Here is a 12,920-nt window from a genome sequence, read left to right on the forward strand (position 1 = left end):
AACGTGACCGAGATGACGGAATACTGGGCGCGCGCCCTACGCTCCCATTGGGGTCTTGAGGCCAAACTGACCCGGCTGGATGGCGAATACGACCTGAATTTTCTGGTTCGGGCCACCAATGGTCAGGACTACGTCCTGAAAGTCATGCGCGCCGGGTGCGAGGCGGAGTTTGTGGACCTCCAAGTCAAGGCGTTGGAGCATATTGCTTCTGAGGCCCCGGGACTGCCGTTTCCAAAAGTGTTCCCGGACATAAATGGTGCATTACTGCTGGAGATCGCCGATCCGCAGGGACAACCTCGTCTGGCTTGGCTACTCGAATGCCTGCCGGGGCAGTGCTATGCCAAGGCCGCGCCGAAATCCGAGGAACTGATCCTGAAACTGGGGCGGGTTCTGGGGGCAACTGACCGGGCGTTGGAGCGGTTCGCCCATAACGGGCTGCACCGGGTGAAATTCAAATGGGACCTGACGCAGGCTGCATGGATATCGGACAGGCTGGAGGCCATCACCGACCCCGCGCGACGCGCCTTGTTGTCGGGCATATGCGCCGGTTTCGGTGCGATCTCGGACAAGTTGTCGGGGCTACCGCAGCAGGCCATCCACAACGACGCAAATGACTACAACATTCTGGTCGAAGGCGAGATAGGTCAACGCCAGAGCATATCCGGCGTGATAGATCTGGGTGATATGTGCGCCGCGCCGCGCGTCTGCGATCTGGCGATTGCCGGGGCCTATGTCGTTCTGGACCACCCCAAACCTGAACGCGCGCTTGCCGCCCTGGTGCGTGGCTACCACGCCGCCAACCGACTGCGCGCTGACGAGGTCGATCTGATCTGGCCGCTGCTGCGGATACGGCTTGCCGTGTCCGTTGTGAACTCGACCCTGATGGCGGCTGAAAGCCCCGACGATCCATATGTGACCATCAGTCAGGCCCCCGCCTGGCGGTTCCTCGAAAATCAGGCCGTCAATGGCGGCCTGATGTCCGCTCGCCTGCGGGCCGCCTGCGGGCTGCCGGTCACGGATGGGGCTGAACGTATTCACGCCTATCTCACTGAACATCGCGGCCAGTTCGCGCAGATGTTCGGGCAAGACCTGAACGATGTGCCAATGGGTTCGCTTTCCGTCGAAAACTCGACCTGGCCGCAGAACCCGTTCCACATGCCGCTGGACGAAGCCGCCCGGGTGGGTGAAGAATTCGGAGAAGGCCTTTGGCTGGGCTATTACAACGAACCCCGCTTGATCTATGCAGAACCGGGGTTCCGCAAGGGGCCGTGGAAGGCTTCGGACAGACGCACTGTGCATCTGGCGGTGGATGTGTTCGCCCCGTCGGGCACGGTGCTGCACGCGCCGATGAGCGGTCGGGTCGAGGCGGTCGAGAACCGCGAGGCGCATCTGGACTATGGTGGCGTCGTAATCCTGCACCACGAAACACCCGAGGGTGATCCCTTCTATACGCTCTACGGTCATCTGGACCCCGAAGTATGTGATCGGCTGAAACCGGGCGACCCAGTGGCACAGGGTGCGGCATTCGCCCGGCTGGGGGATGCCACGCAGAATGGCGGTTGGGCTCCACACGTGCATTTCCAACTGGCCCTGACCACCGACGGGATGCAAACCGACTGGCCCGGCGTCGGCGACCCGGATGAGATGGAGCTGTGGCACGCCGTCTGCCCCAACCCGGCGGCACTGCTGAACCTGCCGGACGACAAAGTTTACTATCGCCCAACGGACAAACAGGCGATCCTGCGGGGACGGCACGACCATTTCGGCGGCAACCTGTCGCTGACCTATGACGATCCGGTCATGCTGGTGCGGGGTTGGAAACATCACCTGTTCGACGAATGGGGCCGCCCCTATCTGGACGCCTATAACAACGTCCCGCATGTGGGCCATGCACACCCGCGCATTCAGGCGGTGGCGACGGATCAATTGAAGCGGATGAACTCGAACACCCGCTATCTGCACCCGGCACAGACAGCGTTTGCAGATAAGGTGCTGTCCAAGCTGCCAGATCATTTCGAGGTCTGCTTCTTCGTCAATTCAGGCACCGAAGCCAACGAACTGGCACTGCGACTGGCGCGTGCCCATACCGGGGCCAAGGGGATCGTGACGCCGGATCACGGCTATCACGGAAACACAAACGCCGCCGTGGCAATCTCGGCTTACAAGTTCAACAAGCCGGGTGGCGTTGGACAGGCCGACTGGGTTGAACTGGTCGAGGTCGCGGACGATTATCGCGGATCATTCAAACGCGACGATGCGGATCGTGCCCAAAAGTTCGCCGCCCTTGTAGACCCGGCAATTGCGGCGTTGCAGGAGAAGGGTCACGGGGTTGCGGGCTTTATCGCCGAAACCTTCCCCTCGGTCGGTGGTCAGATCATTCCGCCCAAAGGCTATCTACCGGCGGTTTACGAGAAAATCCGCGCTGCGGGCGGCGTTTGCATCGCAGATGAGGTGCAAACGGGTCTGGGCCGTCTGGGTGACTACTATTTCGGCTTCGAACATCAGGGCGCACTGCCGGATATCGTTGTCATGGGCAAACCTATCGGTAACGGCCATCCCTTGGGCGTGCTGGTCACGACCAAAGCAATTGCCGACAGCTTCAACAACGGGATCGAGTTCTTTTCGACCTTCGGTGGTTCAACCCTGTCCTGCCGCATCGGCAAAGAGGTTCTGGACATCGTCGATGACGAAAAACTTCAGAAGAATGCCCGTGAGATGGGCGCGCGCCTGATGAATGGGCTGCGCCAGATCGAAAGCGATTTCGGCTGTGTCGGTGATGTTCGCGGGATGGGCCTTTTCCTGGGGGTGGAACTGATCAACCCCGACGGCTCGGAAGGCACCGAGATCTGCCAATACGTCAAGAACCGGATGCGGGATCACCGCATCCTGATCGGCAGCGAAGGGCCAAAGGACAATATCCTGAAAATCCGCCCGCCCCTGACCATCAATGCAGAGGATGTGGACATGATCCTTTGGGCACTGCGCGACGTTCTTTCGGAAATCGGCGATTATGCCCCCGCCCCGGTCTGCGACCATGATCATCACCACGCAGGTTGCGGGTGCTGCTGAAAAATGACCCCGGCACGTTTTGCCGGGGTCGCGCCAATGCCGATTAATGCAGCATGGCCGAGGGGGTCTCGTGACCGGTGTTCGGTATCGGTATCGCCGCTGTCATGCGCCGCAGTGCCAGCCCGAGTTCTTCGGACAACGACGTCAGTGCAGGCGCAAAATCCGGGCGTACAATCAGCGTGGCCATCATCATCGCATCTTCCCGTGCTCCTTCGGACGCCGCCGCGATCATCTGGGCAAAGCAATTCTCATCCGCACCAAGGCATGAACATCCCAATCCGTGACGGATCAGAGGACGCCGCCCGTAATTGGCGCAAAGAGAACATAGCCGATCAAGGGTCAACATCGCGGCGCGTCCGCAATCCACGCCCAGCGCAACTTTGAAATCACTGGCGGCATCCGCGCGTCCGCTCGCACCGTCGCCCCAAAGGCGCAGGTACATCACTGCGCCGGCTTCGATGGGGGTCAGGTCGGACAGCCGGCCAACTGCCGTCCCGCCGCGTGTGGAATGGGAACTCATTTCGTCAGGATCAACTTGCCGGCGCGGGTGATGCGCAAGGTATAAAGCTGATCGCCCAGTTGGATATGGGCAAGGTTTCCGCCCTTGGTCAGTTCTTCGGCTTTATGAGCCGGAAGCATGGACACCGCATAGGACTGGCTGGGATTAGGGTTCTGCATATTCATCAGGACAACTCCAGGGATTCACGGGCGAAAGGCCTTAATCTGTTCGCGTTTTCGACGATCTGGCTGACCCGGATGTGGGTTGGCTGATTGCTCTCCAGTTAATCTGATTATTTTAGTCAGGTAAGTCAAGTCTCGTTTTGGCTAAATCCCGGCAGTAGCATGATTGCGCCGGTATCACAGGCGGGCTAGGTCTTGCGCAGAAACCGACACTGACGAGGAAGCCGATGAGCGCGACAATCATGTTCGATCTGGACGGAACGCTGGTCGACAGCCTTCCGGACCTTGCGGCTGCTGTGAACAGGATGCTGCAGGATGCAGGGGTAGCTCCCTTATCGCAGGGCACTGTTAAGCAATTCGTTGGTAACGGTCTGCCCAAGCTGGTTGAGCGGGTAATCCGACATTGTGACCTACCGTTGAACCGTCACGCGGAATTGTCGCGGCTGACCTTGGCGCATTACAACGCGGCCTCAAGCGATAAAACCGCTGTCTATCCCGGCGTACCGCAAGCGCTGGATCAATTGCGTCAAATGGGGTGCGTTCTGGGCGTCTGCACAAACAAACCCGAGGCACCCGCGCGTCACGTTCTGGAGGCGCTGGATTTGGCGCACCATTTCGATGCCGTCCTTGGCGGCGACAGTCTTCACACCCGCAAACCCGATCCGGCCCTTCTGGAGGCGAGCTTTGATGCCGTCCGCTCCTCTGGCCTGCGCCTTTTTGTCGGTGACAGTGAGGTGGACGCAGAAACAGCACAGCGGACGCAGGTGCCGTTTCTATTGTTCACCAATGGCTATCGAAAGTCCCCGGTTGCCGAGATTCCGCACACGGCCAGCTATCGCGACACATCAACCTTGCCTGCACTGGTCACGGAAGTGCTGCAGAAAGTCGGGCAGACCACCTAAAATCCGGGGCCTGCCGCAAGAGGTAAGATCTGGATTGAAACGAGTCCCGGTTGGTAATCGAGGGGCCGGCCGAGGGGGTTAGTAGCCAGCCCCTCATGGGGGAAAAGTGGTATGGTCCGGAAAGACCGTATCAATACGAAACAGTTAACCAATCCATCCAGAAACAGGTATAGGGGGTTTCCCGTAGAGCCCGCGACAGCGTTGAAATTGCTGCTAATTATTTTGCGATTTTCAGGTAGTGTGAGCCGTTTCTTTGTCCATTGAACTACAAACTGCCATTTTTTGCGCGTTTACAGACATGGCAAAATCAAAAAAGCGGGGTGGAAATCCACCCCGCCTGTCGCCGCCAAGGCCCCCAACCTCGGCAACGCCTGATACTGCGTTTGTCAGATAGCCAGATACTCTTCACGCAGTTGCGAATTTTCCAGCACTTCATTCGCCGTGCCATCGAACACAATGCTACCCGTATCGAGGATGATGGCCCGGTCGGCCAGTTCCAGCGCCCGCACCGCGTTTTGCTCGACAATGATCGTGGTCATGCCCTGTTGCTTGACGTGAATCAGCGTTTTCTCAATCTCGTCTACGATGACCGGTGCCAGCCCTTCATAAGGCTCATCCAGCAGCAGCACCTTGATGTCGCGCGCCAATGCCCGTGCAATTGACAGCATCTGCTGTTCACCGCCCGACAGAGTCACACCTTCCTGCTTGCGACGTTCTCCCAGTCTTGGAAACAACTCGTAAAGCCGTTCCAGTGACCAACCTACAGGCGGCGCGATCTGCGCGAGTTGCAGATTCTCTTCGACCGTAAGGCCTGGAATGATCCGCCGGTCCTCGGGCACCAGACCCAGCCCGGCAGCCGCGGCTTCGTAGCTGGCCATCTTGTGCAGTGGCTGGTGGTCCAGCCAGATCTCGCCATGCCGCACTTCGGGCTCACCCACCCGCGCGATGGACCGCAGGGTCGAGGTTTTGCCTGCCCCGTTCCGGCCCAGCAGCGCCAGAATTTCGCCCTCGTGCACGTTAAAGCTGACACCTTGCACGATATAGCTTTCGCCGTAATAGGAATGCATGTCCCATACCGACAGAAATGCCGGTGCGGTGCTGGCCCTGTTAGCATGTTTTGAAAAGTCAGGTTTCTCGTTCATAGCTTTTCCTCACGCTGCCTCGCCCAGATAAGCCTCACGGACTTTCGGGTTTCCGCGGATGTTTTCCGGAATGTCTTCAACCAGCGGCGTGCCCTGCGCCAGAACGGTGATGCGTTCGGCCAGGCTGAAGACGACGTGCATGTCGTGCTCGATGATGGCGATGGTGATGTCTCGCTCTTCCTTGATCTGTTTCAGCAGATCGATGGTGTTGTTGGTGTCCGCACGCGCCATGCCCGCAGTGGGTTCGTCCAACAATAACAGGCGTGGGTTTTGGCTGAGGCACATGCCGATCTCAAGCCGCCGCTTGTCGCCACGAGACAACGACGCGGCATGCATCTCGCGTTTGTCAGCCATGTTCATCTCTTCCAGCATCGCCTCGGCCTGTTCCACGACCGCCTTTTCATTGGCGATAGTTTCGTAGGCGTGCATGCGGAACGCGCCGTCCCGCATTGCGAATATCGGGATCAGCATGTTTTCCATCACCGTCAGCTCGCCGAAAATCTCGGGTGTCTGGAACACGCGGCTGATGCCCATCTGGTTGATCTGAAACGGCTCGAGCCCCAGCACCGAGTTGTTGTCGAACAGCACGGACCCGGTATCCGGCATCAGCTTGCCGACCAGACAGTTCAGCAGGGTCGACTTACCCGCGCCGTTCGGACCGATAATAGCGTGGACCGAGTTTTCCTCGACGCTGAGGGTCACATCGGACAGCGCCTTGAGACCACCAAAGCGTTTACTGACGTCTTTGACTCTTAGAATTGCCATGGCCGCCCCCCTATTCCGCAGGCTCAGTTTTGCCCGACGGTGCATCGTCAGATTTTGTTTTCTTGCGCTTGAACCAGTTCAGCAGGCGCTGCCCCCCCTCGACCAATCCGCCCGGCAGGTAGATCACCACCAGCATGAACAGGATGCCCAGCGTAAGGTGCCAGCCCTTGCCGATGAACGGATGGATCAGGAACACAACCGCGTCCTCAAGCCCATCGGGCAGGAAGGCGAACCAGCTGTGCAGCACGTTGTCGTTGATCTTCGAGAAGATGTTCTCGAAATACTTGATGAAGCCTGCGCCCAGAACCGGGCCGATCAGCGTGCCTGTGCCACCCAGAATGGTCATCAGAACGACCTCGCCCGAGGCAGTCCATTGCATCCGCTCGGCCCCCGCCAGCGGGTCCATCGCAGCCATCAGGCCACCGGCCAGACCGGCATACATGCCCGAGATCACGAAGGCCGCCAGCGTGTAAGGTTTGGAATTCAGGCCGGTATAGTTCATCCGCTGCTGGTTCGATTTCACCGCCCGCAGCATCATGCCAAAAGGAGACCGGAAAATACGGATGGCCAGATAGAACACCACCATCAGGATCACGGCGCACAGGTAGTAACCCGCGTTGAAGTCGAAACTCCAGGCCCCCAAATCCATCGTATAGGTCGCCCGCATCGGCAGTCCGAACAGGTGCGGCAGGTCCGGTGCATTGGCACCCTGCAGGATTTGCGGATCGTCCGCATAGACCTGCAGGCCGGTTTCCCCGTTGGTCAGGTTGAACTTGGGGTTCGACAGCACCGAATAGGCCAGCGCAAAGCTCATCTGTGCGAAAGCCAGCGTCAGGATCGAGAAATAGATACCCGACCGCCGCAGGCTGACAAACCCGATGAGAAGCGAGAACAGACCCGCCACCACGACGCTCAGCGCAATAGCCGGAATGACGTTGTAGCTGAGCAGTTTGAACATCCATACGGCGGAATAGGACCCCACGCCAAGGAAGGCCGCGTGGCCAAAGGACAGATACCCGGTCAGGCCGAACAGGATGTTGAAACCGATCGCGAAGATGCCGAAGATCACGAAGCGCTGCATCAGATCCGGATAACCCGCGTTGAACTGCGCCATCGCACTGCCCTCGGGGAACGGATTCAGGATGAAGGGGGCCAGCAACGTCAGGAGGGCGACAATGATCAGCAGGCTGGTGTCTTTTTTGTTTAGTCCCAACATGGATTATTCCTCCATCACGCCTTTGCGGCCCATCAGCCCGCGCGGCCGCGTCAGCAACACAACAATGGCGACAAGGTAGATGATGATCTGGTTGATGCCCGGTATCGTAGTGGTGGCCCAGGTCGTCGAAGCAAAGCTTTCCAGGATGCCAAGCAAGAATCCGGCCAGCACCGCACCGGGCAATGAACCCATGCCACCCACAACAACCACAACGAAGCTAAGGACCAGAAAATCCATGCCCATGTGGTAGTTCGGCGGGTTGAGCGGCCCGTACATCACACCGGCCAGCCCCGCCACAGCGGCGGCAATGCCGAACATGATGGTAAAGCGGCGGTCGATATTAATACCCAATAGCCCAACAGTTTCACGATCCGCCATCCCGGCGCGGACGACCATACCGAAGGTGGTAAATTGCAGGAACGAAAAGACCGCACCGATAATACCCACGGCAAAGCCGAAATAAACCAACCGCCAGATCGGATAGATGATCGCGTTAGGGTCGAACCCTACCATGACACCAAGATCAACCGAGCCGCTCAGTGCATCAGGCGGCGGGGTCTGGATCGGGTTGGCGCCGAAGAAATACTTGACGATTTCCTGCAAAACGATGGCCAGACCAAAGGTCACAAGGATCTGATCCGCGTGCGGACGCTTGTAGAAATGCTTGATCAGCCCTCGTTCCATCACGTAGCCGACCAGCAGCATGATCGGGATCGCGAACAGGATGGCCAACGGCACGGACCAATCGATGATCGTCGCGCCAACTTCGGGGCCGAACCAGGCTTCGACGTAAGGGGTTTCGACCTTCAGCGGATTGCCCAGGAAATCTTTCTGGGTTTCGTCAAGGGTTTCGAAACTCAGATTCAGAAGTTTCTGCAAGGTCACGGCGCAGAACGCTCCGATCATGAACAGCGCCCCGTGGGCAAAATTCACAACGCCCAGCGTTCCGAATATCAGCGTCAGACCCAGCGCGATCAGCGCATAGGCTGACCCTTTGTCCAGCCCGTTCAGAATTTGCAATAGGATGGCGTCCATAGGCCCCACCTCAAGGTTGGTCAGCGTGGATTGAGTGTTCGGGACCGGGCCATCTGGCCCGGCCACAGGGGGTCTGGCCGCAGGGGAAGCGGTCAGACTTCAGCCAAAGGCGTTACGCGCCCGGATTACACTCACCCAGTTCACCACCGGCGAACATCGGGTGTTCCGGATCGTATTCGACCTGCGCACGCGGCGTGATCTCGACGATTTCCAGCGTGTCATACTCGTTGGTCGGGTTCTCGTTGCCCCGCACGACCAGCACGTCCTTGAAACACTGGTGATCCGCACCACGGTACAAGGTCGGACCGTTGCCCAAGCCGTCGAACTCAAAATCTTCCAGGGCTTCAACAACACCGCAAGGATTGAAAGTCCCCGCCCGCTCGACCGCATCTGCGTAGAGCAGAACCTGCGCATAGCAGGTCTGGGCCGAGTTGGACGGCGGCTTGCCATACTTCTCACCGAAGGACTTCACAAAGGCCTTGGTGCCCTCATCCTGCAACTGCCAGTTCCAGTTCATCGAACCCAGCACGCCTTTGATGTTCTCGCCCGCACCGGCGGCCATCAGTTCGGAATACAGCGGCACAACGATCTTGAAGTCCTTGCCGTTGGCCACCTTGTCGAGAAGGCCAAACTGGATCGCGTTGGTCAGCGAGTTCACCATGTTGCCGCCATAGTGGTTCAGAACCAGAACGTCAGCGCCCGAATTCAAAACCGGAGCGATGTAGGACGAGAAGTCCGTCGACGCGAGTGGTGTCTTGACCGTATTGACCGTTTCCCATCCCAGGGCTTCGGTCGAGGCAACGATCGACTCTTCCTGAGTCCAGCCCCAGTTGTAGTCGGCCGTCAGGTGGTAGGCGCGGCGTTCCTTGCCCATCTCCGCCGCCAGCACCGGCGCCAGCGCAGCTCCCGACATGTACGCGTTGAAGAAATGGCGGAACCCGTTGGCTTTCTTGTCCTTGCCTGTAGTGTCGTTGGCGTGGGTCAGACCGGCCATGAAAATCACGCCCGCTTCCTGACACAGACCCTGTACCGCAACGGCCACGCCCGAAGACGAACCACCGTTAATCATGATCGCACCGTCTTTTTCGATCATCGACTTGGCCGATGCACGCGCTGCGTCCGACTTGGTTTGCGTATCGCCGGTGACGAACCCGACCTTTTTGCCGAGGATTCCGTTGCCCTTCAGCGCCTTGGACGTAAAGGTGTTCAGGCATCCACCATCGCCTTCCCCGTTCAGATGCTCAACAGCCAATTGCTGCGCCAGCAATTCGTCATTCCCTTCCTCAGCATACGGCCCGGTCTGGGGAACGTTAAAACCCAGAACAACCGAAGACCCTGTTGGCTCGTTGGTGTAGGCAGCAGCCGACGAAGCCGTAAAGATCGTAGGCAGAGCCAGGCCAGTACCCGCGACGGCACCAGACTTCAGCACGCCGCGGCGTGTGACAGATTTATTGGTCATTAATTCCTCCCATTTCCCATTCATTCGTCCTCTGGCTCCTCTTCCAGTGGACGAAAACGCGGTTAAGCGTAAATTTGAGTATGGAGGCGGTGGTGAAAAATCAGCAATAACCTATTCAAAATGCGGCAATGTTGTGTAAATAAATGAACAACTTTTTCTTATAATTGTAAAAGATCGACCGCGCACTTTCTTTATGCACTGAAATATTTTCTTTTTCTTGTAACGCGCAACTGGGTCCGACATGCAGATTGCCCGCTTCTGGACCGCCAACGGATCATTCCAATTCAAAAACCACAAGTACCAGTTCGCTCGTTGGTCATCCAGACTGCGTGATCCTCCCCCACTGAATTGGTCCGGCCCTATAGTTAGGAATCGGAGGATCAATTATGGGAGACAAGCGACCCAAGCCGGAAGAGATTGTCACGAAGCTACGACAGGTTGAGGTACTATGTGGGCAAGGGATGCCGCGCATTGATACAATCAGGCGGGTGCAGATAACGGAACAGACATTCTATCGCTGGCGTAAGCAATATGGCGGTATGGGAACCGACCAACTGAAAGAACTCAAACGCCTTCAGAATGAGAATGACCGGCAGCGCCGAGCCGTGTCTGATCCAACGCTGGACAAGCTCATATTGGGGAAACTGCACGGGGAAGCTACTGAGCCCTTCGCGTCGTCGAGCCTGCATTGAGCATGTGCCAAACCAGTTCCACATCTCAGAACGTAGTGCCTGCCGTGTCTTGGGACAGCATCGATCCACACAAAGGCGGATGCCTGTTGGTCGTGCTGATGAAGATCGCCTGGTGGCCGACATGATCGAGCTGACGCGCCAGTATGGTCGATACGGCTATCGGCGGGTTGCGGCTTTGCTCAGAGATGCAGGTTGGCTGGTGAACGACAAACGTGTCGAACGTCTGTGGCGACGTGAAGGGCTCAAAGTGCCGATGAAACAACCCAGCAAGGGACGGCTCTGGCTGAACGACAGCTCAGGCGTCCGGCTTAGACCGGAGTATGGCAATCACGTCTGGTCGTATGACTTCGTGCATCACCGAACCGATCAAGGCAAGGCTTTCAGGACATTGAACATCCTGGACGAATACAGCCGGGAATGCCTTGCAATCCGGGTGAAGCGGAAGCTGAACTCGACCGAGGTCAACGGTGCTTTGACAGACTTGTATATCCTGCGTGGCATCCCCGTTTACACTCGTTCTGACAATGGACCGGAGTTCATTGCCGGAGCTGTCAGAGACTGGATTACAGCCGTCGGTGCCAAGACCGCTTACATCGAGCCAGGGTCACCTTGGGAGAATGGATACCGCGAAAGCTTCAATGCCCGGCTTCGTGATGAACTGCTCAATGACGAAATCTTCTACAGCTTGCGGGAGGCACAAATCCTGATCGAGAAATGGAGGAAACACTACAACACCAAACGACCCCACAGTGCTTTGGGCTACCGCAAACCGGCTCCGCAAACCATCGTCCCGATGGAGCCAAGGCCAATCATGCACTAACATTCAAACTGGACCACCCTGGTGGGGCGGATCAATTTTGGGAGCGCCTAATGTCAAGCCCGGTGAAAATCCGCGCCGCAGTTTCTTTCGTGGAATTCACTAACCGTATTGAATGGTAGCGCGGACAAAGCGAGCATTCGTCCTTTGCTGCTCCTGATTGTTCCAACCTGGGTCGTGGGGTAACAATTTGGTAAGACCACTCAAGCTCTATGTGGTTGCGAAAGACGTTCGCCACGCTGGGCGCGGCGCTCTCCGCGGTTGGTGAATGCCCGGTAAACGTCTTTATGTGAAGCATATCACCGCGAGATGGTGCCGATTCGTAAAGTTGATTTTCCGTCTGCAAGGATTTGGATTCGACGAAGAAGTGACACAACTTAATCTTGGAGCGGCTCCTGAAAATCTTGAGACTGCCGTTAGCGGCCGTCGATCGGATTTCTGTCTCGCCACGATGTGGCCCGCCGAACCGGCCGATGGCTGCCCCGCGAAGTCGAGGGTTCGACGAATGACCGCATAGCTCAGTTCTGTACAATCAAGTTCACAACCAGTGTTTGCTAATTTACGACTGCCTTTCTGGAAGTTGCAAATGAAGCCCTTCGAAATCATCAGTCACTTTCAATTGGCAAGACAACCGGGAGCGTTCGTAGTCGGGTTCATAGGCAAAATCCAACATATCCTCTTCTATGGCTTCTTTTTTGGGCAATCGATCAACCCAAGCTGAGTCCACGTAGACATGGCAGGTTGAACAGGCGCAGGCTCCGCCGCAATCGGCTGAAATGCCAGGAATGTTGTTGTCGCGGGCACCTTCCATCACCGAAAGACCGTTTGAGACTTCCACTTCGTGTTTTGAGCCATTGTTTTCGACATAAGTAATCTTGGGCATTTGTTCTCTTTCTTACTTCGCGGCGGAGCGAAGTGCAGCCCAACCAGCCAGTTCTTACTTGAGAATAGAGAAACATGCCCCAAACAAGAGCTTACTTTCGTCCCAAAATACCAAAATTCGACGTGGATCAGCGTATTTGCGGTGTGGTCGGTTCCAATGCCCAATCTTGTAACGCGTTATCAGGAAGGCAGAGCACTAACTCGGTCTAATCAGTTCCATTAGCTCTGTGATTGGGTCGCCAATTTTATTCGGATGCGAC

11 protein-coding genes are annotated in these 12,920 nt (G+C 57.3%); 3 read left to right on the forward strand and 8 right to left on the reverse strand.

Going from position 1 to position 12,920, the window contains the following annotated elements; translation table 11 throughout:
- Nucleotides 1-12: 12 nt before the first annotated feature.
- Nucleotides 13-3,069 carry an aminotransferase class III-fold pyridoxal phosphate-dependent enzyme gene (locus GOX66_RS16330; protein ID WP_170763846.1) on the forward strand — a complete coding sequence of 1,019 codons (3,057 nt, stop codon included), beginning with the start codon at nucleotides 13-15 and terminating at the stop codon, nucleotides 3,067-3,069.
- Between the two features lie 43 nt (nucleotides 3,070-3,112).
- On the opposite strand, the gene GOX66_RS16335 is transcribed toward GOX66_RS16330, so the two are convergent.
- Together GOX66_RS16335 and hemP are read right to left on the reverse strand one after the other, a co-directional pair.
- Nucleotides 3,113-3,589 (reverse strand): hypothetical protein, encoded by a 477-nt coding sequence (locus tag GOX66_RS16335; RefSeq protein WP_170763806.1) that lies wholly within the window; start codon nucleotides 3,587-3,589, stop codon nucleotides 3,113-3,115.
- A complete protein-coding gene (hemP, locus tag GOX66_RS16340) occupies nucleotides 3,586-3,753 on the reverse strand; it encodes a hemin uptake protein HemP (protein ID WP_170763807.1) in 168 nt (55 codons plus the stop codon). The genes GOX66_RS16335 and hemP overlap by 4 nt, the downstream gene beginning before the upstream one ends.
- Nucleotides 3,754-3,977: 224 nt before the next feature.
- Here hemP and gph point away from each other — a divergent pair, with 224 nt between their 5' ends.
- Nucleotides 3,978-4,652: a phosphoglycolate phosphatase gene (gene gph, locus GOX66_RS16345; RefSeq protein WP_170763808.1), complete on the forward strand. Its 675-nt coding sequence runs from the start codon at nucleotides 3,978-3,980 to the stop codon at nucleotides 4,650-4,652.
- A 386-nt stretch (nucleotides 4,653-5,038) separates the two neighbouring features.
- Here gph and GOX66_RS16350 read toward each other — a convergent pair whose 3' ends face one another.
- From GOX66_RS16350 to GOX66_RS16370, 5 genes are all read right to left on the reverse strand, one after another.
- Entirely contained in the window at nucleotides 5,039-5,794 is a 756-nt protein-coding gene (locus GOX66_RS16350; RefSeq protein ID WP_170763809.1) for an ABC transporter ATP-binding protein, read from the reverse strand.
- A gap of 9 nt (nucleotides 5,795-5,803) precedes the next feature.
- Entirely contained in the window at nucleotides 5,804-6,559 is a 756-nt protein-coding gene (locus tag GOX66_RS16355; RefSeq protein ID WP_170763810.1) for an ABC transporter ATP-binding protein, read from the reverse strand.
- Between the two features lie 10 nt (nucleotides 6,560-6,569).
- On the reverse strand, nucleotides 6,570-7,775 hold the full coding sequence (locus tag GOX66_RS16360; RefSeq protein ID WP_170763811.1) for a branched-chain amino acid ABC transporter permease: 1,206 nt from the start codon (nucleotides 7,773-7,775) through the stop codon (nucleotides 6,570-6,572).
- A 3-nt stretch (nucleotides 7,776-7,778) separates the two neighbouring features.
- On the reverse strand, nucleotides 7,779-8,810 hold the full coding sequence (locus GOX66_RS16365; RefSeq protein ID WP_170763812.1) for a branched-chain amino acid ABC transporter permease: 1,032 nt from the start codon (nucleotides 8,808-8,810) through the stop codon (nucleotides 7,779-7,781).
- A 112-nt stretch (nucleotides 8,811-8,922) separates the two neighbouring features.
- The gene (locus tag GOX66_RS16370) at nucleotides 8,923-10,269 is read right to left on the reverse strand and encodes a substrate-binding protein (RefSeq protein WP_170763813.1); all 1,347 of its coding nucleotides are present in this window, start codon (nucleotides 10,267-10,269) and stop codon (nucleotides 8,923-8,925) included.
- Between the two features lie 386 nt (nucleotides 10,270-10,655).
- On the opposite strand from GOX66_RS16370, the gene GOX66_RS16375 reads away from it, so the two are divergent.
- Nucleotides 10,656-11,781 (forward strand): IS3 family transposase gene (locus GOX66_RS16375; RefSeq protein WP_170763814.1). Its coding sequence is split into 2 segments (ribosomal slippage): nucleotides 10,656-10,915 and nucleotides 10,914-11,781, totalling 1,128 coding nucleotides; the frame shifts between segments, so codons are not numbered across the junction.
- 556 nt (nucleotides 11,782-12,337) lie between these two features.
- Here the strand turns inward: GOX66_RS16375 and GOX66_RS16380 are convergent.
- Complete coding sequence (locus tag GOX66_RS16380) at nucleotides 12,338-12,661, reverse strand: 2Fe-2S iron-sulfur cluster-binding protein (RefSeq protein WP_170763815.1); 324 nt, start codon at nucleotides 12,659-12,661, stop codon at nucleotides 12,338-12,340.
- Between the last annotated feature and the right edge of the window lie 259 nt (nucleotides 12,662-12,920).

The sequence above is a fragment of the Ruegeria lacuscaerulensis genome, assembly GCF_013031245.1.
Taxonomy (GTDB): Bacteria; Pseudomonadota; Alphaproteobacteria; order Rhodobacterales; family Rhodobacteraceae; genus Ruegeria; species Ruegeria lacuscaerulensis_C.